Annotated in this window: 17 protein-coding genes; 5 read left to right on the forward strand and 12 right to left on the reverse strand. The window is 73.4% G+C overall.

Going from position 1 to position 19,170, the window contains the following annotated elements:
* Positions 1-2 precede the first annotated feature (2 nt).
* The 6 genes from PSED_RS07410 to PSED_RS07435 all read right to left on the reverse strand — a co-directional run bounded on the left by PSED_RS07410 (position 3) and on the right by PSED_RS07435 (position 6,261).
* The gene (locus PSED_RS07410; protein WP_013673631.1) at positions 3-1,055 is read right to left on the reverse strand and encodes an alpha/beta hydrolase; all 1,053 of its coding nucleotides are present in this window, start codon (positions 1,053-1,055) and stop codon (positions 3-5) included.
* A 181-nt stretch (positions 1,056-1,236) separates the two neighbouring features.
* Positions 1,237-1,920 (reverse strand): SDR family NAD(P)-dependent oxidoreductase, encoded by a 684-nt coding sequence (locus PSED_RS07415; protein ID WP_013673632.1) that lies wholly within the window; start codon positions 1,918-1,920, stop codon positions 1,237-1,239.
* Positions 1,917-2,759, reverse strand: coding sequence for an SDR family NAD(P)-dependent oxidoreductase (locus PSED_RS07420; RefSeq protein WP_013673633.1), 843 nt, complete (start codon positions 2,757-2,759; stop codon positions 1,917-1,919). Before PSED_RS07420 ends, PSED_RS07415 begins: the two co-directional genes overlap by 4 nt.
* Positions 2,760-2,787: 28 nt before the next feature.
* Positions 2,788-3,291 (reverse strand): (2Fe-2S)-binding protein, encoded by a 504-nt coding sequence (locus tag PSED_RS07425; protein ID WP_013673634.1) that lies wholly within the window; start codon positions 3,289-3,291, stop codon positions 2,788-2,790.
* Position 3,292: 1 nt separating this feature from the next.
* Positions 3,293-5,617, reverse strand: coding sequence for a xanthine dehydrogenase family protein molybdopterin-binding subunit (locus PSED_RS07430; RefSeq protein WP_013673635.1), 2,325 nt, complete (start codon positions 5,615-5,617; stop codon positions 3,293-3,295).
* A 161-nt stretch (positions 5,618-5,778) separates the two neighbouring features.
* Positions 5,779-6,261 carry an Lrp/AsnC family transcriptional regulator gene (locus PSED_RS07435; RefSeq protein ID WP_013673636.1) on the reverse strand — a complete coding sequence of 161 codons (483 nt, stop codon included), beginning with the start codon at positions 6,259-6,261 and terminating at the stop codon, positions 5,779-5,781.
* Between the two features lie 135 nt (positions 6,262-6,396).
* Here PSED_RS07435 and PSED_RS07440 point away from each other — a divergent pair, with 135 nt between their 5' ends.
* Positions 6,397-9,834 (forward strand): indolepyruvate ferredoxin oxidoreductase family protein, encoded by a 3,438-nt coding sequence (locus PSED_RS07440; protein ID WP_013673637.1) that lies wholly within the window; start codon positions 6,397-6,399, stop codon positions 9,832-9,834.
* Between the two features lie 84 nt (positions 9,835-9,918).
* Positions 9,919-11,352, forward strand: coding sequence for an FAD-dependent oxidoreductase (locus tag PSED_RS07445; protein ID WP_013673638.1), 1,434 nt, complete (start codon positions 9,919-9,921; stop codon positions 11,350-11,352).
* Positions 11,353-11,383: 31 nt separating this feature from the next.
* On the opposite strand, the gene PSED_RS07450 is transcribed toward PSED_RS07445, so the two are convergent.
* The gene (locus PSED_RS07450; RefSeq protein ID WP_013673639.1) at positions 11,384-12,547 is read right to left on the reverse strand and encodes a response regulator transcription factor; all 1,164 of its coding nucleotides are present in this window, start codon (positions 12,545-12,547) and stop codon (positions 11,384-11,386) included.
* Positions 12,548-12,658: 111 nt separating this feature from the next.
* Between PSED_RS07450 and PSED_RS07455 the strand changes: the two genes are divergently transcribed.
* Together PSED_RS07455 and PSED_RS07460 are read left to right on the forward strand one after the other, a co-directional pair.
* On the forward strand, positions 12,659-13,069 hold the full coding sequence (locus PSED_RS07455; RefSeq protein WP_013673640.1) for a RidA family protein: 411 nt from the start codon (positions 12,659-12,661) through the stop codon (positions 13,067-13,069).
* Positions 13,070-13,095: 26 nt separating this feature from the next.
* Entirely contained in the window at positions 13,096-14,457 is a 1,362-nt protein-coding gene (locus PSED_RS07460; protein ID WP_013673641.1) for an FAD-binding oxidoreductase, read from the forward strand.
* Positions 14,458-14,473: 16 nt separating this feature from the next.
* Here PSED_RS07460 and PSED_RS07465 read toward each other — a convergent pair whose 3' ends face one another.
* The 5 genes from PSED_RS07465 to PSED_RS07485 form a co-directional block, all read right to left on the reverse strand.
* Positions 14,474-14,893 carry a cupin domain-containing protein gene (locus tag PSED_RS07465; protein ID WP_013673642.1) on the reverse strand — a complete coding sequence of 140 codons (420 nt, stop codon included), beginning with the start codon at positions 14,891-14,893 and terminating at the stop codon, positions 14,474-14,476.
* A gap of 121 nt (positions 14,894-15,014) precedes the next feature.
* Positions 15,015-15,479, reverse strand: coding sequence for a nuclear transport factor 2 family protein (locus PSED_RS07470; protein ID WP_013673643.1), 465 nt, complete (start codon positions 15,477-15,479; stop codon positions 15,015-15,017).
* Positions 15,480-15,484: 5 nt separating this feature from the next.
* Positions 15,485-16,498: an LLM class flavin-dependent oxidoreductase gene (locus PSED_RS07475; protein ID WP_013673644.1), complete on the reverse strand. Its 1,014-nt coding sequence runs from the start codon at positions 16,496-16,498 to the stop codon at positions 15,485-15,487.
* Positions 16,495-16,881 (reverse strand): nuclear transport factor 2 family protein, encoded by a 387-nt coding sequence (locus tag PSED_RS07480; RefSeq protein ID WP_013673645.1) that lies wholly within the window; start codon positions 16,879-16,881, stop codon positions 16,495-16,497. Before PSED_RS07480 ends, PSED_RS07475 begins: the two co-directional genes overlap by 4 nt.
* Positions 16,878-18,083, reverse strand: coding sequence for a cytochrome P450 (locus PSED_RS07485; protein WP_013673646.1), 1,206 nt, complete (start codon positions 18,081-18,083; stop codon positions 16,878-16,880). Before PSED_RS07485 ends, PSED_RS07480 begins: the two co-directional genes overlap by 4 nt.
* A gap of 102 nt (positions 18,084-18,185) precedes the next feature.
* Between PSED_RS07485 and PSED_RS07490 the strand changes: the two genes are divergently transcribed.
* Positions 18,186-19,115, forward strand: a complete 930-nt coding sequence (locus PSED_RS07490) for a TIGR03621 family F420-dependent LLM class oxidoreductase (RefSeq protein WP_013673647.1) — start codon at positions 18,186-18,188, stop codon at positions 19,113-19,115.
* Positions 19,116-19,170 lie beyond the last annotated feature (55 nt).

Below are 19,170 nucleotides of genomic sequence, written 5' to 3' on the forward strand. Positions count from 1 at the left end.
AGTCAGCCGCGTTCCGCGGCGCCGACGAAGTCCCAGAAAACACCCGACCACAGCTCCGGCAGCTCGATGTGCGGGCTGTGCCCGGCGCCGGGGAGGATCTCGGTGCGGACGTGCCCGCCCGCTGCGGCGTAGCGCCCGAGCACCTCGCGGATCTGGGAGACCATCGGCTGCGAGGGGAAGACGTCGGCACCCGGCCAGCCGGGCACGTAGCCGAGCTCACCGAGGGTTCCGAGGTCCTGCATCGAGGCGTCGGCGACGACGGTGTCCTCGGCCCCGTGCGTCCACAGCACCGGCGGCTTCGGGTCGAGGTCGACCACGCGCGTCCAGTTGCAGTACTTCGGCGACAGGGCGTTGATGATCCCGGTGGTGCCGGGCGCGCTGCCGGGCCAGTTCGGGGACGCGACGGAGTCGCCGGGGTAGTTGTCGTCGCCGGTGACGGTCTTGAGCACCTCGGCGACGAGCAGGTCCTCGCGCGGCTCCGAGTGCGACTCCAGCCAGTAGCTGCCACGCATGACCGAGCGGATCGAGAACGGGCTCTCGGTGGTGTCGTCGCCCTCGGCGAGCCGGCGTACGACCTCGGGGTTGACGATGCCGCCGCCGGACCCGGCGAAGTCGGGGAAGCACGGCGTGCCGTCGGCGAGGACGCCGCCGAACCCGTAGGGCGACACCGGGTCGAGGAACGTCAGGGACGTGACGGGGTGCGCGCTCGCGAAGTCAACGATCGCGGCGCCCGCCGTCGACCAGCCGAGGAGGTGGACGGGCCGCTCGACGCGCAGCGCCCGCAGGAGGGCGGCGACGTCGTCGGCCCAGTCGGCGAGGCCGCGGGTCGCGTCGAGCGGGAGGCGCTCGGTGTCGCCGAAGCAGCGCATGTCCGGCGCGATGATCCGGTAGCCCTGCGGCGCGCCGGGGAAGAGGTGCTCGAAGAACCGGCCGGTCGAGAGGTTGCCGTGCAGCATGACGACGGGCACGCCCTCCTCCGGCCCGTACTCGACGAGGTGCACCTCCAGCCGGTCGGTCGGAACGACGACGGACCGCACCCCGGGGAGCAACTGCATGTGCCGCATCCTTTTGCCCCTGGAGACCCGGGTCAACCCCAGCGCGCCGGGCGGTCCGCGGTCCGGGTCTCCCGAGCTGCAGGAACGGCACTTTCCCGCAACCCGGTTGCGGGAAAGTGCCGTTCCTGCAGGGGCGCAGGGGGCTGCGGCGCAGGGGGCTGCGGCGCAGGGCCGCGCACCCTCAGCAGGCGCTCCAGGCCCCGTCGACGGGCAGGAGGACGCCGTTGACGTACCGGGCGGCGTCGGAGATCAGGTAGGCGGCGGCGCCCGCGATGTCGGAGACCTCGCCGTGCTCGCCTGCGGGGACCCGGTTCTCCAGCCAGCCGCGCTGCGCGGGGTCGCCGAGGCGGTCGGCGGTCATCGGGGTGGCGATGATGCCCGGGGCGATGGCGTTGACGCGGATGTTGGACGGTGCGAGCTCGACGGCGGCGGCCCGCACCAGGCCCGCGATGCCGGCCTTGGCCGCGACGTAGTGCGGCTGCCCGGCGACGGCGTGCGTGGCCGTGACGGACGCGATGGCGACGACGGCACCCGGCGTCCCCGCGGCCAGCCAGCGCCGGGCGCAGCCGCGGATGCCGAGGAACGTGCCGCGCACGTGCACGGTCATCATCCGGTCCCACTCCTCGACCTCGAGGTCGACGAGCGGCGCCCGGCTGCGGAACCCGGCACAGTTGACGAGCGCGTCGACGGGACCCGCTTCGTCGAGGACCCGGTCCCAGTCGCGCTCGTCGGCGGCGTCGAGCTCGAGGATGCCGTCGGCGGGCTTGAGGTCGGCCCCGACGACGCCCCAGCCCTGCCCGGCCAGCAACTCCGCGGTGCCCGCACCGATGCCCGATGCGGCCCCGGTGATGAGAACTCTGCTCACTTCGCTCCTTGTCCGGCGTCGACCCGCAGTACGGTGCCGGTGATCTGGTCGGCGTTGTCGGAGGCGAGGAACAGCACCGCGTCGGTGATGTGCCGGGCCTCCGTGCGCCACTTCTCGCCGGGCATGTTGCCTGCGGCGGAGAACATCTCGTACGCGGCGTCGGGGGTCATGTCGACCTCGCCCGCCAACCCCAGCACCATGCCGGAGCCGCGGCCCTCGCCGGGCTTGATCGTCGCCGGGGCGACGCAGTTGACGTTGATCCCGAACTCGGCCAGCTCGAACGCCCACGCCGTGGTGAGGCCCTCGATCGCATGCTTGGCCGCGACGTAGTGCGACAGCATCGCGTGTCCGGAACCGGTGACGCCGGAGGAGATGTTGACGATCTTCCCGGCCCGGCGGCCGATCATGTTGGGCACCACGAACTTCGCGGCGTACATGTGGCCCTTGACGATGGTGTCGATCACGGCGTCCATGACGTGCGGGCGCATGTCCTGGATGGAGTCCAGCGCCGCGACGCCCGCGTTGCAGACGAGCACGTCGATGCGGTTGTCGAAGAACCCCAGTGCCTTCGAGACCGCGGCCTCGACCTGGTCGACGTCGCGCAGGTCGCAGGGCAGCGCGATGGCACGGCCGCCGCGCGTCTCGACCTCCTCGACGGTCTCGAGGAGCATCGCCTCGGTCGCGAGCGGGTAGATGTCGTGGATCGGCTCGGTGATGTCGAGCGCGGCGACGTTGGCACCCGCCTCGGCGAACGCCCGGGCGTGGCTCGCACCCTGGCCCTTGCCCGCGCCGGTGATCAGGACGTTCTTGCCGTCGAGGCCGCGCAGCACTGCGGGCATCGGCACCTCCGTGTGGGTTGGTGAGAACTCAAGAGGTGGCGTGCCGGGCCGCGACCTCACCGGCACCGCCGTGCGAGGCCGCCCAGCGCACCGAGTCGACGATCATCGAGTAGCCGGTGCAGCGGCAGAGGTTGCCCTCGATGCCCTCGCGCACCTCGTCCTCGCCGGGGTCGGGGTTATCCAGCAGCAGACCGGTCGCGGCCATGACCATGCCCGGGGTGCAGTAGCCGCACTGCAGGCCGTGGCACTGCTGGAATCCTTGCTGCACGGGGGACATCTCGCCGTCGGCGGCGAGCCCCTCGACGGTGAGGACGTCGGCGCCGTCGGCGGCGACGGCCAGCACCGAGCAGGACTTCACGGTCCGTCCGTTCAGCAGCACCGTGCAGGCGCCGCAGTTGGAGGTGTCGCAGCCGACGTGGGTGCCGGTCAGCCCGCGCACGTCGCGCAGGTAGTGCACCAGCAGCAGCCGCGCCTCGACCTCGTCCTCGCTCGTCGCGCCGTTGACGGTGACGCGGATCTTGTGGTGGGACATGTCAGCTCCGGTCCTCTCCGGCCGACTGCAGGATGCGCCAGACCTTCTGCGGGGTGCACGGCATCTCGACGTCGCGGACCCCGAGGTGGCCGAGCGCGTCGACGACCGCGTTCACGACGGCCTGCGGCGCCGCGGTGGCGCCGGACTCGCCGAGACCCTTGGCGCCCAGCGGGTTGAAGCTCGTCGGGGTGACGATGTGGTCGGTCTCGTAGCGGGGGAGGTCCATCGCCGACGGCAGCGTGTAGTCGACGAGGGTTCCCGTCGCGGGCTGGCCGTCGGCGCCGTAGCGGACCTCCTCGAGCAGCGCCTGGGCGATGCCCTGCGCGACGCCGCCGTGGATCTGCCCGGTCGCCATCAGCGGGTTGATGACGGTCCCGCAGTCGTCGACGGCGACGTAGCGGGCGACCTTCACGAAGCCGGTGTCGCGGTCGATCTCGACGACGCAGCAGTGCGCGCCGGACGGGTAGGAGAGGTTCTTCGGCTCGAAGTAGGCGGTCTCGTCGAGGCCGAGGTCGAAGCCGTCGGGCAGCAGGTGCGGCTTGAACGACCGCACCGCGACCTCCGCCATCGACACGCCCTGGTCGGGTGTGCCCTTCACCCGGAACCGGCCGTCGACGAGCTCGAGGTCGGACTCGTCGGCCTCCAGCATGTGCGCGGCGATCTTCATCGCCTTGGCGCGCACCTTGCCCGCGGCCTGGAACACCGCCGAGCCGCCGACGGGCGCGCCGCGGCTGCCCATCGTCCCGATGCCCTCCTGGACGGTGGCGGTGTCGCCGTGGACGAGGCTGATGCGCTCGAACGGGATCGACAGCTCGTCGGCGACGATCTGGGCGAACGCGGTCTGGTGGCCCTGCCCGTGCGGGGAGGTGCCGACCTTGATCACCGCGGACCCGTCGGAGTTGAGCCGCACGTTCGCCGACTCCCACCCGCCGACGTAGCCGAACTGCTCGAACAGCGGCGTCGGTCCGAAGCCGCCCATCTCGACGAAGGTCGAGAACCCGATGCCCAGCAACGGCTTCGAGGGGTCGTCGCGGCGGGCCGCCCGGTCGGCGCGCAGGGCGTCGTAGTCGATGACGGTCAGCAGCTTGTCGAGGGCGCCGGGGAAGTTCGCCTCGTCGTAGACGATGCCCTCGAACTGGGTCGCGAACGGCATCTCGTCGGCCTGGACGAAGTTGCGCCGGCGAACCTCCAGGGGGTCGAGCCCCAGCTCGGCGGCCACGTGGTCGACGACCCGCTCGATCATGAACGACGCCTCGGGCCGTCCCGCGCCGCGGTAGGAGCCGACCGGCGTGGTGTTGGTGACGACCGACCGGAAGCTCGGCGCGATGACCGGAATCTTGTAGCAGCCGCCCGACATGAACGACGTGAGCGTCGGCAGGCCGATGCCGGTGGCGTCGGGCCAGCCGCCGCAGTCCTGGGTGATCCGCACGCGCAGCGCGAGGAGCGTCCCGTCGTCGTCGAAGCCGACCTCGACGTCGTGCTCCTGGGCCCGGCCGTGGACCATCGAGATCATGTTCTCGCTGCGGGTCTCGACGAACTTCACCGGACGCCGCAGCCGCTTGGACAGCTCCGCGGTGAGGATGAACTCGGGGTAGAACGACGCCTTGGCGCCGAACCCGCCGCCGACGTCGGGCGCGACGACCCGCACCTCCTGCTGCGAGAGGCCGAACATCGCGGCGAGCTCGTTGCGGGAGTGGTGCGGGGTCTGTGTCGTCGCCCAGAGCGTGAGGCCGGAGGCCTGCCAGTCGGCGAGGCACACCGTCGGTTCCATCGGGACCGCGGCGCAGCGCTGGTTCTTGAGGTGGATCGAGAGCCGGTGCGGCGCGGCGGCGAGCTCGGCCTCGGCGTCGGTGGCCGAGAGCACCTGCTCGAGGACGACGTTGGACTCCAGCCCGTCGATGATCGGGACGGCGCCGTCGGCCGTCGCGGCCGCGATGCTCGCCATGACCGGCAGCTCCTCGTACTCGACGAGGACGGCCTCGGCCGCGTCGGCGGCGGCGTAGCGGTCGGCCGCGACGACGACGGCCACCGGCTCGCCGACGAACCGCACCTTGTCGCGGGCCAGGCAGGGGCGCTCCATGCCGGGCACCGACCGGTTGGGTGGGAGCCCCGGCAGGTCGGCGTTGGTCCACACCCCGAGGACTCCGGGCGTGGCCACGGCCTCGCTGGTGTCGATCGAGACGATCCGCGCGTGCGCGAGGTAGCTGCGCACGTAGACCATGTGGACGGTGCCGGGGAGCCGGACGTCGTCGACATAGGTGCCGCGTCCGGTGAGCAGGGCCGGGTCCTCCTTGCGGACGACCGCCGCGCCGATCATCGATCCCATGCGGACCCCCTCGTCCTCGACACTGTGAGCGGCAATGGTCGCTACAGCGACGATTGCCGCTCACAGGGTGCGTCAGCCGCGGGCCCGTGCGCGTGGCCGCGATCACGACGTTAGGAACCTAACGCCGGTCCCGTGGGGTCGCAAGGGCCGGGCGGCCCGGGTCAGCGGGTGCGGGTCGGCGCCCACCGCCCGGCCCGCACGAGCGGAAGCGTGCGGTGCGGGATGCGCCGGGTCAGGGCCATCTGGGAGCGGGTCCGCACGACCCCCGGCACCGCGATCAGCCGTTGGATGACGTGTTCGAGCTCGGTCGTGTCCCGCGCGACGACGTGACACAGCAGGTCGCCGTCGCCGGTGACCGTGTAGGCCTCGATGACCTCGGGGATCGCGGTGAGGTCCTCGACCACGGAGTCGAGGTAGCCCTGGGTGAGGTCGAGGTGGATGAAGGCGAGCATCGAGTAGCCGAACGCGCGCGGCTCGACGGCCGGCGCCAGCCCCGAGATCACCCCGGCCTCCTGCAGCCGCAGGAACCGCGCCGCGACCGTCCCTCGTGCCACTCCGAGGGTGCGGGCGTGCTCGCGCAGCCCGGCGCGCGGGTGCTCGAGCAGGAGCAGCAGCAGCGACCGGTCGAGCTCGTCGAGGGTCATGGTCCGTTGGCCTTCCTCTTCCGGCATCTGGCGCTCGGCACTGTACCGATGGCCCGGTCAACCGGGATCGACTCTGGACGATTGCTCAGTCTGTTCCTAGCGTCGCGCCATCCGTGACTACGCGAGGAGGCAACGGTGACGATCGTCGAACCCGGCCCGACGGAGACGCCGGCGCCTGCCCGCGCCTACTCCCTCGACGACCGCTACGTCGCCGAGGACGGCGTCGTACACATGACCGGCGTGCAGGCGCTCGTCCGGTTGCTGCTGCAGCAGCACCGCCACGACCGTGCCGCGGGCCTCGACACCCGGACGTTCGTCTCGGGCTACGAGGGCTCCCCGCTCGCCGGGCTCGACCTGGAGCTCGGCCGCCGCCGCAGGCTGCTCGACGAGCACGGCGTCGTCTTCACCCCCGGTCTCAACGAGGAGGCCGCCGCCACCGCAGTGCAGGGCTCGCAGCTCGCCGCCGTGGCCGGCGGGCTGCGCCACGACGGTGTCGTCGGGGTCTGGTACGGCAAGGCGCCGGGACTCGACCGCGCCAGCGACGCGATCCGGCACGCCAACCTCATGGGCACCCACCGCACGGGCGGCGTGCTCGCCGTCGTGGGGGACGACCCGGCCGCGAAGTCGTCGAGCGTGCCGTGCACGTCGGAGATGACGTTCGCCGACCTCGCCGTCCCGGTGCTCTACCCGGCCGACCCGGGCGAGGTCGTCGAGCTCGGGCTGCACGGCGTCGCGCTCTCCCGGGCCAGCGGCCTGTGGGCCGGCATGAAGATGACGACGGCCGTCGCCGACGGGTCGGCGACCGTCCACGTCGACCGCTTCGGGATCCGACCCGTGATGCCGTCGCCGACCGATTTCCGGCACACCGTCACCGGCCGGCTGCTGCAGCCCACCCTCGGACCGCTGGAGCGCGACCTGCACGGCGCCCGCACCGAGGCCGCCCTGCGCTACGCCGCCGCCAACGGCCTCAACCGGATCCCCGTCCGCACCGGCGACGACCGGATCGGCATCGTCGCCGCCGGCAAGACCTGGCTCGACCTGCGGCACGCCCTCGACGCCCTCGGACTCGACGACGACGAGCTGCGCCGCCGCGGCGTCCGGCTGCTCAAGCTCGGGATGGTGCATCCCGTCGAGCCCGGGATCGTGCGCGAGTTCGCCGCCGGGCTCCGCGAGATCGTCGTCGTCGAGGAGAAGCGGGCGTTCCTCGAGACCGCCGTCAAGGAGATCCTCTACGGCCGTTCCGACGCGCCCGCCGTGCGGGGCAAGGAGCTGTTCGCGCCGCACGGCGAGCTCGGCTCCGACGCGGTCGCCACCGGCCTCGCGACGGTCCTGCACGACCTGCCGTCGGTCGTGGCCTGGCGGGAGGCTCGCCGTCCCGCCCGGCGCGGGCCCGTCATGCTGCCGCTCGCGACGACCCGCACCCCGTACTTCTGCTCCGGCTGCCCGCACAACACCTCGACCGCCCCGCCCGAGGACTCCCTGCTCGCGGCCGGCATCGGCTGCCACACGATGGTGCTGCTCATGGACCCCGAGCAGGTCGGCGAGGTCGTCGGGCTGACCCAGATGGGCGGCGAGGGCACCCAGTGGATCGGGATGTCGCCGTTCGTCGAGGCCGGGCACCTCGTCCAGAACCTCGGCGACGGCACGTTCCACCACTCGGGCTCGCTCGCCATCCGCGCGGCCGTCGCCGCGGGGGTGAACATCACCTACAAGCTGCTGCACAACGGGACCGTCGCCATGACCGGCGGACAGGACGCCGTCGGTGCGCTCGGCGTCCCGGCCATCACCCGGTTGCTCGCGGTCGAGGGCGTGGCCCGGACGATCGTCACCACCGACGAGCCCTCCCGGTACCGCGGCGTCACGCTCGCCCCCGGGGTCGAGGTGTGGCACCGCGACCGGCTGGAGGAGGCCCAGCGGCTGCTGGCGACGATCCCCGGCGTCACCGTCCTGATCCACGACCAGGAGTGCGCGGCCGAGAAGCGGCGCAAGCGCAAGCGCGGCAAGGCTGCCACCCCCGCGACCCGGGTCATGATCAACGAGCGGGTCTGCGAGGGCTGTGGCGACTGCGGGCAGAAGTCCAACTGCCTGTCGGTGCAGCCCGTCGAGACCGAGTTCGGCCGCAAGACCCGAATCCACCAGTCGTCGTGCAACCTCGACTTCTCCTGCCTCGCCGGGGACTGCCCGTCGTTCCTGTCCGTCGTGCCCGGTTCGCTCAGCAGGGAGGCGGCGCCGCACCTGGCCGCGGCGGCACTGCCCGACCCGGCCCCGACGGGGCGGACCGACGTCACCGTACGGCTCGCGGGCGTCGGCGGCACTGGCGTCGTCACCGTGGCCCAGATCCTCGCGACGGCCGCTGTGATCGCCGGGCGCGAGGTCCGCGGGCTCGACCAGACCGGCCTGGCGCAGAAGGGTGGCGCCGTCGTCTCCGACCTGCGGATCACCGCGTCCGAGGTGGCGGCGGCGGGCAAGCTCGCCGACCGCGAGTGCGACCTCTACCTCGGGGCCGACCTCCTCGTCGCCGCCGACCAGACCCAGCTCGCCGTCACCGACCCGGCGCGGACGGTCGCGGTCGTCTCGACGACGCAGGTCCCGACCGGCGCGATGGTCACCGACACCTCCGTCGGGTTCCCGCAGGTCGACGGGGTCGTCCGGCGCATCGCCGACAGCGTCCGCGCCGGCACCTACCTCGACGCCCGTGGGCTGGCCGAGCAGCTGTTCGGCGACGACCAGTACGCCAACATGATCCTCGTCGGCGCGGGCTACCAGATGGGCGCGCTGCCCGTGCCCGCCGCCGCGATCGAGCGGGCCATCGAGCTCAACGGCGCGGCCGTCGCCGCCAACGTCCAGGCGTTCCGCCGGGGCCGGCAGGCCGTCGCCGACCCGGCCGCGCTGGACCGGGTCCTCGCGCCGGTCGAGACCGCGGCGCCGCACCCCGTCCGGGTGCCGGGCCTCGGGGCGCCCGCCGACTCCGAGCTGGCGCGCATCGTCGGCATCCGAGTGCCGGAGCTCACCGACTACCAGTCGGCGTCCTACGCGGCGCAGTACGTGGCGGACGTCGAACGGGTACGCGTCGCCGAGGACGCCGCGGTCCCGGGCTCGACGGCACTCGCCGAGGCGGTCGCGACCAACCTCCACAAGCTGATGGCCTACAAGGACGAGTACGAGGTCGCCCGGCTCAGCCTCGATCCCGCGCTCACCGCGTCGGTGGAGGAGCAGTTCGGGACCGGGGCGCGCGTCGCGTACAAGCTGCACCCGCCGGTGCTGCGGGCCCTCGGGATGAACCGCAAGATCGCGTTGCGCCGCACCGCCGGCCCCGCGTTCCGCACGCTGCGGGCCATGCGTCGGCTGCGCGGCACCAGGTTCGACCCGTTCGGCCTCGCGGAGGTCCGCCGGGTGGAGCGCTCGCTGATCGAGGAGTACCGCTCGACGGTGACCGGCCTCCTGCGCGACCTCTGCGCCGACACCCTCCCGCGCGCCGTGCAGATCGCGGGTCTCCCCGACATGATCCGCGGCTACGAGGACATCAAGCTCGCGTCGGTCGAGCGGTATCGGGAGGCCCTCCGGTCCCTGTGAGTGGCGATAGTCGCTAGGGCGACCACTGCCACTCACGACCCCGGGGACGGTAGCGTCGGTAGGTCTCTCACGACAGGGGTGGCTGTGGACGAGGTCGATCTGGTCGTCGTCGGGTTCGGTGGCGCCGGGGCGGCGGCGGCGATCACCGCGCACGACGCGGGCGCCCGCGTGGTGGTGTGCGAGAAGCAGGCCGCCGGTGCGCACACCCCGAGCACCCGGATGTCCGGCGGGCTCGTCATGGCCGTCGACGACGCCGGCAAGGGCGCGGCCTACCTCGACGCCTGCGCGGGCGGGATGGTCCCTGCCGACGTCACCGCGGCCTGGGCGACCTCGGCCACCGACGTCCTCGACTGGCTGCGCACCACGGCGGGCCTCACGTTCTCGCGCATCAACACCGCCGAACACCCCGACCTCCCCGGGGCCGACGCCGTCGGCGTCCACCAGCCGGGCGACGCCGCGTTCCGGCTCGACCCGACGGCCGGCGGGGGCGACGCGCTCTTCGCCGCCGTCGCGGCCGCCGTCCACGAACGGGGCGTCGACGTGCGGTGGGCGACACCCGCGCGCAGGCTGATCGTCGAGGAGGGGCGGGTCGTCGGGGTGGCCACGGACACCGGGCCGCTCCGGGCGCGCCACGGCGTCGTGCTCTCGTGCGGCGGCTACGAGTTCGACGAGGACCTCAAGCGCGACAACCTCCGCGCCCATCCCGTGCACTTCTACGGCAACCCCGGCAACACCGGCGACGGCGTCCGCATGGCCCAGGCCGCCGGCGCGGGGCTGTGGCACATGAACACCATGATCGGCCGTGCGATCGGGCACTTCCCGCTGGAGTCCGCCGAGGGCGGGTGGCTCAACTTCATCATCGACATCGACCCGCCCGGGCACGTCATCGTCGACCGCCGTGGTGAGCGCTACGCGAACGAGACGATGCAGGCGCAGCTCCTGCACGGCTTCTACTACGAGATGCTGCGCTACGACTACGACCGCGCCGCCTACAGCCGCATCCCCAGCTGGTGGGTCTTCGACGAGCGGCGCCGTACCGCGGGCCCGCTCACGTTGGCCCACATCGGTGCCGTGAAGGTCGGCCTCTACGACTGGAGCCCCGACAACTCGGCGGAGATCGAGCGCGGCTGGATCGCCCGCGGCGACACGCCGGCCCAGGCCGCCGCCGCGGCCGGGATGGAGGACCCGGAGGCGTTGGCGCGCACCGTCGCGGAGTACAACGCGGCCTGCGCGGCGGGCGTCGACCCACTGGGCCGGGCCGCCGACACCCTCGTGCCGCTGGACTCGCCGCCCTACTACTGCGTGCCGCTCTACCCGGGCGGGTCCAACACCTGCGGCGGGCCCCGTCGCGACGCCGCCGGCCGGGTGCTCGACCCCTACGACGTGCCGATCCCCGGGCTCTACGCCGCCGGTGAACTGGGGCAACCCGTCGGCATGCTCTACCCCGCCGACGGCGCCAACCTCTCCGAGGCCTTCTGTTTCGGGCGCATCGCGGCGTCGACGGCCCTCGCGGACTGAGCCCCCGGCACGAACGGCACAGTGGTGCCGTTCAGTTGCGCGACCGTGCCGTTCGTTCGGGGGTCGGGTCCGCGAACCAGCCCGACGGGGTCAGCGGGGCGCGGGCGGCGAGGCGAGGCGCGTACTGGTCGAGGAAGACCCGGCCGGTCAGTTCCCGGCGGCTGCGCACCCCCACCTTGTCGAAGATCGACTTGAGGTGGTCCTGGACGGTGTAGGCGGACAGGTGCAGTGTCCGGGCGATCTCGGTGGTGTCGACGCCGCGGAGCACGAGCGTGACGACGTCCTGCTCGCGCGCGGTCAGCCCGAACGCGGCGACGACGAGCGGCACGATCTCGGGCGGCCGGGCCTCCTCGATGGTGACCACGACGTCGGTCCCGGAGCCGTTGCGCGACACCAGCGGTGAGGCGTGCACGACCACCCAGCGGCCCGAGCGGGTGCGCAGCCGCGAGCGCGGGGTCAGCGTGACCTCGCCGAGCGCGAACCGGCGCGCGGCGCCGACCAGCGCGAGCACCGGGAACGGCAGCGGATCGTCGCCGATCGCGCCGCCACCCAGGTCGTCGACGTGCGCGGCGGCGGCGAGGTTGGCCTGCGCCACCTCACCCGCCGCGTCGACGACGAGAACCCCCGGCCCGTCGACCCCGGCCGTGACGACCGGGTCCGCGGCGTTGGTGAGCAGCGCCGTCCGGTAGCCGACCGCGAAGGCCGACGACACGCTGCTGACGAACTCGTGCTCGGCCACGGTGAAGGCCGAGCCGGGGCCGTCGCGGAACAGCGCGAAGAGTCCCCAGGTGATGCCGTCGGCGCTGCAGCCCGCCCGCAGCTCGTCGTCGAACCCGTAGGTGGGGTGGAAGAACTCGGTGAACCGCCGCGAGCGGTGCGGGTCGCCGTCGGTCTCGTGGTGGGTCGAGGCGACGGCGCCCGGCCGGCGCATCACGTCACGGAAGTCGTAGAGGTCGGGCGCCTCGTACTCGTGGAACGCCCACTGGTCGTCCTCGCCGTCGGTCAGCCCGCCCCACTTCACGGTGGCGGTGACGATCTCGGTGGCCGGGTCGACGGTCCCGACGCACGCGGCGCTGAACGGCAGCGCGGTGCGCAGGACCTCGACCGCGGCGGTGGCGAACGTCGGCAGATCGAGGCCGGCGGTGGCCAGCGCCTGGATCCGGGCGCGGGTCCGGTCGGCCGAGGGGGCGGGCATGCGCCCAGTGTGCAAGTGCCCCACCGCGGGCGGTACCCCAGATCTCTGGGGGTCGGACTCCCCGGAGGTCTGGGATACCCGCGGTGCCGGAGCCGCCGCAGTGTTACCGGCATGACGACGACCGCGCCTGCCGTGCGCCGCATCAACCCCACCAGCTGGAACGCCGCCTTCGGCTACGACCAGGCGCAGCTGCGCCCCGCGCCGGCCCGGGTGCTCACCCTCGCCGGGCAGGGCCCCGTCGACGAGCACGGCGCACTCGTGCACGAGGGCGACGTCACCGCGCAGCTCGCACTGGCCATGGCCAACGTCGAGACCGTGCTCGCCCGCGGCGGGATGGACCTCGGTGACGTCCTGAAGCTGACGGTCTACGCCGTCGACGTCGACGCCGTCCTCGCCGGCTACGGGGCCGTCACCGAGCGCCTCGCCGCGTTCGGTGCCACCCCGCCCGCGACCCTGCTGGGCGTCACCCGGCTCGCGATCCCCGGCATGGCCGTCGAGATCGACGTCGTCGCCGCCCGCTGATCCCCCTTCCGCGACAGGAGAGTCCCGTGACCACGTTCGTCGACACCGACCTCGCTTCCATCGCCGGGCCCGTCCTCACCCCGGCCGACCCCGCCTTCGCCGACGAGGTCGCCGGGTTCAACGCGGCGATCAGGCCCTCGCCGTCGCTCGTCGTCGGCGCCACGACGACCGGCGACGTCGCCGCCGCCGTCCGCTTCGCCGCCCGCACCGGACGGCGCGTCGCCGTGCAGGCCACCGGCCACGGCCTGGTGGACGCCCTCGACGGCACCGTCCTGGTCTCGACCCGCCGGATGGCCGGGGTCGCGATCGACCGCGCGGAGCGGACGGCTCGGGTGCAGGCCGGTGCGACCTGGCGGCAGGTGATCGACGCGGCCGCCCCGCACGGGCTCGCGCCGCTCAACGGCTCGTCGTCCGGCGTGGGGGTCGTCGGCTACACGACGGGCGGCGGGCTCGGCCCGATGGCCCGCCGGTTCGGGTTCGCCGCCGACCACGTGCGGCGCTTCACGATCGTCACCGCCGACGGCGTCGCCCGCGACGTCGACGAGCGCTGCGATCCGGACCTGTTCTGGGCGGTCCGTGGTGGCAAGGCCAACCTCGGCATCGTCACCGGGATCGAGTTCGGGCTGCTGCCCGTGGCCCGCTTCTACGGCGGCGGCGTCTTCTTCGCGGCCGACGCGGCCGCCGCGGTCCTGCACGGTTGGCGTGCCTGGGCGCCGACGCTGCCCGACGACGCGTCCACATCGGTCGCCTTGCTGCAGCTGCCGCCCGACCCGGCGCTGCCGGAGCCGCTGCGCGGGCGCTCCGTCGTCCACCTGCGGTTCTGCCACCTCGGCACACCCGACGAGGGGGAGCGGCTGCTCGCCCCGATGCGGGCGCTCGCCCCGGCGCTGCTGGACGCCGTCGCGGAGATGCCGTACGCGGCGATCGACGCCGTCCACATGGACCCGACGACGCCGATGCCCGTCCGGGACCGCGGGATCACGTTGGCCACGCTGCCCACCGAGGCCGTCGACGCGTTGCTCGCGCAGACGGGGCCGGACGCCGGTTCGCCGCTGACGATGGTCGAGCTCCGGCTGCTGGGCGGCGCGATCGCCCGAGAGCCGTTGTCGCCCAACGCCGTCTCGGGCCGGCACGCCGCCTTCTCGGTGTACGCGCTGGGGGTGCTGGCGGGCCCCACCGCCACCGCGGTCCCGCAGCGGGCCGATGCCCTCGCCGCCGCCCTGCAGCCGTGGGCGGCCGGCGAGGGGCTCGTCAACCTGCTCGGTCCGGCAGACGCGGAGCTGGTCGCGCGGCAGTGGGGGAGCCGCGACCGCGACCGGCTGCGGCGCATCGCCCGACGCTACGACCCTGCCGGGTTGTTCGCGGCGAACGTCCCGCTGCCCGCCTAGCTCCGGAGGCGGGCGGTCAGACGTTCTTGACCGCCCGCCAGTCGCCGCGGGGCGGGGCGTCGGCCTCGGGGTCGTTCACGTCGAACGGGCCCATGCTGACGATGTAGAACTGGCAGCCCTCGGGTCCGGCCGACTCGGAGCCGTACGCGGTGCCGCCGCGCACCCACCGGACGTCGCCCGGCCGGTAGGTGCCTTCGCCCTCCACCGAGAACTCGCCCTGGGTGATGATGTAGATCGTGTCGGACGGGTGCCAGTGCGAGGGGGCCCGGTAGTTCGGCGCGAACCGGGTGAGCATGAACGTGTGCCCGCTCTCCGGGTCGACGAGCGGCTTCACCGCGGCGCCCGGCGGGATGAAGCCGGTCTCGTCCTCGTACTCCACCCATGGCTGGTCGTCCACGTGGATGACCTGCATCTGGTCGAGGGGGTTCGCTGTCACGACAGTGCCTCCGGGGATCGGCGCCGATGACGATCATGGTCCAGCTCACGCGCTGAACCAGGGACATTGTTATCAGGAATCTAGGAACGGGGCAACCGTGCTGAACCGGGCGCGACGGCCGTCAGGCGCGCACGGCGGGCTCCTGGCGGGGAACCCACTCCCAGGTGATCTCGGGACGGTTCTCGATCACGGCGGCGTGCACCCGGCGCTCGGCGAACTGCCAGCCGTCGCGTGTGCGGGCGAGGACGTCGAGGTAGCGCAGGTGCGCCCGCCACTGCCGGCCTTCCCACTCCTCGTGCGAGGCGGTGACGTAGGTGACGGCGGTAGCCCGGTCGGGGTCGGCGGGGTCGAAGGTCACGCGGCTCTGCCCGAGCTGGTGGTGGGTCCGCCGGAACTGGGCCTGACCACCGGCGATCCGGTCGCGCACCGCCTCCCGGCCCGTGACGAGCCCGCCGCGGCCAGGGCCGTAGTCGGTCACGCAGTCGGGGGTGAACAGTGCGGCGACGGCGTCGATGTCGTACTCGTCGACCCGCTCGCAGTACAGGGCCATCAGGTCGCCGATGGCCACCCGGTCCTCGATGCGCATCGTCGTCAGACCTCCGTGTCGTCGGCTCGGAGCCGGGGCAGGACCTGCTCGCCGAGGATGGCGAGCCGGGTGAGCTGGACGTCCAGGTCCGGTTCGGGGAACAGCACCCGCAGCACGAGGTGCACGTTCGCCCAGTCGCGCAGCCCGTCGAGCACCTTCCGCAACCCGGCGACGACGTCGTCGACACCCCCGGCGACCTGGATGTACTCGTCGATGGAGCCGAGGGCGAGGCCGGCCGAGCCGGACGGGTCGCCGACCAGCCCGGCGTACACCGGGCGGCCGGCCTGGATCGACTCGTAGACCAGCTGCTGGGCCTCGAAGCCGGCCCGGGCCGAGGCCGCGCCGCCGCCGAGCGCGTCGAGCACGCAGGTGACGTTGACGGCCCGGGTGAAGGTCGGGTCGGACGCGTCGCGGACGGCGGCGAGCTGCGCGGACGCGGCGTCGACGATGTGCGGCGCACCGCGGCCGACGAGATGCCCGTCGGCGATCCGCCCGGCCCGGGTGACGGCAGCGGGCGCGTACCCGCCGAGCCAGATCGGGATGGGCCGGGTCGGGGTGGGGGTGACGCGGACGTCGGAGAGGCCCAGCTCCGGCGCCGAGAAGCTCGTGCCGGTCCACGCGTCCCGCAGCGAGCCGACCAGGGCTTCCAGGCGCGCCCCGCGCGACGCCGGATCGACGCCGAACGCCCGGTACTCGTGCTCGGCGTACCCGAGCCCGAGCCCGAGGACCAGCCGCCCGCCCGACAGCCGGTCGACGACGACGGCGTCCTCGGCCAGCCGCAGCGGGTGCTGCAGGGGGGCCAGCACGAGTCCCGTCCCCAGCTCGATCCGGGACGTCGCGGGCGCCAGCGCCGCCAGCAGCGTCAACGGTGACGGGAGGTAGCCGTCGGGCAGGCCGTGGTGCTCGGTCACCCAGAACGAGTCGAAGCCGGCCCGCTCGGCTGCGACCGCGAGCGGCACGGCGTCGCGGTAGTCGCTGCCCTGCCCGGTGTAGAGCCCGATCCCGACGCGCAGGCTCATCCCAGCGCATCTCCGAGCCGGGACCGCCACAGGCCGAGGTCGACGTAGTCGCGGAACGCCGTGATCAGCCCGCTGTCCGGGTCGATCTCGACGACGCCGTTGCACTCGATGGCGTACTCGCGGCCGTCGATGCGGAACCGGTCGACTCGTTCCAGCCAGGCCCGCGTCTCGGCGAAGCTCGCGGTGACGATCTCCCACTCGACGTACTCGGCACGGTCGAGGATCGGCGCGAGCAGCCCTCGCACGCCCTCGGGGCCGACGACGGGCGGGTGCGGCATGTTCGCGTACGTCGCGCCGGGGGCGAAGCAGGCCGCGGCGGCGTCGGGGTCCCCGGCGCCGACGGCGGCGAGGAACCTCTCGACTGTGGCGCGGGCGCTCGTCATGCCCCGAAGACGACCGGGTACGACGAGAAGTGGTCGCGCGCCGAGTGCGGGTCGCGCTGCGGCGCCTTGTCCGGATCGGGGCGGCCACCGGCGCCGAGCAGCGCGTCGAGCATCAGCGTGACGGTGCCGAGCACCTGCTCGTGCGCCTCGTCGGGGGACTTCTCCGACGACGGCACCCCGCCCGCGAGCTCCGTCCCGATGCATGCGTGCATCCCGCCACCGAAGGCGTGCCCCCAGCGCGGCACCTCGGCCGGCACCTCGCGCAGCGGGTCGTACACGTCGGGGCGGTCGAAGACGGCGGGGTCGCGGTTGGCGGCGGCCAGGTCGAGCACCACGGCCGAGCCCTCCGGGATCTCGGTGCCGCCGCGCAGCGTGATCGGGGCGAGCGCGCGGCGCTGGGCGACCGGGCTCGCCGGGTGCAGCCGCAGCGTCTCGTAGACGCAGCGCTGCAGGATCGCCGGGTCCTGGCGGGCCTTCTCGGCCGCCTGCGGGTCGCGGGCCGCCCAGGCGAAGTAGTCGTCGGCGGCGTGGGTGAACGCGTCGGCGGTGGAGTGCGAGCCCGCCTGCAGGTAGAACGCGCACTCGCGGCGCAGGATGTCGTCGTCGATCTCGAGCTCGTCCCAGTTGCGCAGCAGTGCGGTGAGGACGTCGCGCGGCAGGTCGTCCTCGGTGATCTCGCCGGCGTCGAGCTGCGCGAGCAGCGCGCGGCGCCGCGCGATCGAGGGCTGCAGGAACATGGCGTCGAAGTCGTCGAGCGCCTGCTGGACCTCCGCGCGGACCTCCTCGGGGTCGCGGGTGGTGTGCACGAGCGTCGCGCCCTCGGAGAACTTCTTGGCGAAGCGGTAGAGCGCGTCGGTCTCCTCGACCGACCCCGTCGGCTGGTCGAGCCCGGCGACCATCGCCGTCAGGTTCATGATCGTGCGGTAGCCGAGCTCCTGCAGGTCGGCGCGGCCGGCCTCGACGAACGGGGCCAGCGTGTCGCGCACGACGTCACGCAGGAACGCCTTCTCCCAGTACCGGAACGTGCCGCGGCGGAAGAGGCGGTTCTCGACGCGGCGCCTGCGGCGATGGTCGGATCCGTGCAGCACGAGCAGGCAGTCGGCCATGACGACGCCCCCCGCGTCGTACAGGGCCTGCTCCAGATCGTGCTGCCGGAAGGCCTCGCGGACGTCGGCATAGCCGTCGAGGGTGATCGTCTGCATCGGCGTGGTCCCTGTCCGGTGAGTCGGCGTGATACTTCTAACGACGCTAGCAAGCGGCAGTGGGGCCGTCCAGGCTCCGTGGATCGAAGAACGGAGCCCGCGATGGAGTTCGGTGTCCTCATGATGGAGCCGGTGACGTCCCGGAAGCAGTGGTGCGACCGGGTGCGGCGGATGGAGGACGCCGGCCTGTCGACGCTGCACGCCACCGACCACTTCGACCGCGCCCCGATCAGCCCGCTCGTCGCGCTCGCCGCCGCCGCCCAGGTCACGGACCGGATCCGGCTCGGCACGCTGGTGCTCAACAACGACTTCCGGCTCCCGGCCGTGCTGGCCAAGGAGATCGCCTCGCTGGCGGTGCTGTGCGACGGTCGCCTGGAGATCGGCGTCGGCGCCGGGTGGATGGACGACGACTACGCCGTCTCCGGCATCGTCCGCGAGCCGCCCGGACGGCGGATCGACCGGCTCGCCGGCACCCTCGACCTGCTGCGCGCCCTCTTCCCCGCCGAGGGCCCGGCCGTCGCGCCGACGACTCTCGACGCGCCCGGCGTCGCCGTCCGGAACCTGTGCAACGTGCCCGCCCCGGCGACGTCGCCGCGGCTGTTCGTCGGCGGCGGGGGTCGGCGGGTGCTGACGCTCGCCGGCCGGACCGCCGACGTGGTCGGGGTGAACTTCGACATCCGTGAAGGCCGCCTCGGCGCGCACGCGACGGCGTCGGCCTCGGCGGACGCGACCGACGAGAAGGTCGGCTGGGTGCGCGCGGCGGCGGGGGACCGGGACCCGGTCCTGCACCTGGTGGCGTACTGGTCGGAGGTCACCGAGGACCCGCTGGACGCGGCCGCCCGCCGGATCGCGACCTTCGGCCTGGACCTGGCCCCCGAGCAGCTGCTGGCGTCGCCGCACGCGCTGATCGGGCCGGCGGGCGCGGTCGCCGAGCGGCTCGCCGAGCTGCGCGAACGCTGGGGCTTCGGCTACGTGTCCTTCTACGAGACGGACCTGCCGTCGCTGCTGCCGGTCCTCGACCGCGTCTCCTGAGCGGCGTCACGCTGGCTCGGGCTCCGATCGGGCTCGCCGGGCTCGGCCTCGGCGC

This window comes from Pseudonocardia benzenivorans CB1190, from assembly GCF_000196675.2.
Classification (GTDB): Bacteria; Actinomycetota; Actinomycetes; order Mycobacteriales; family Pseudonocardiaceae; genus Pseudonocardia; species Pseudonocardia benzenivorans.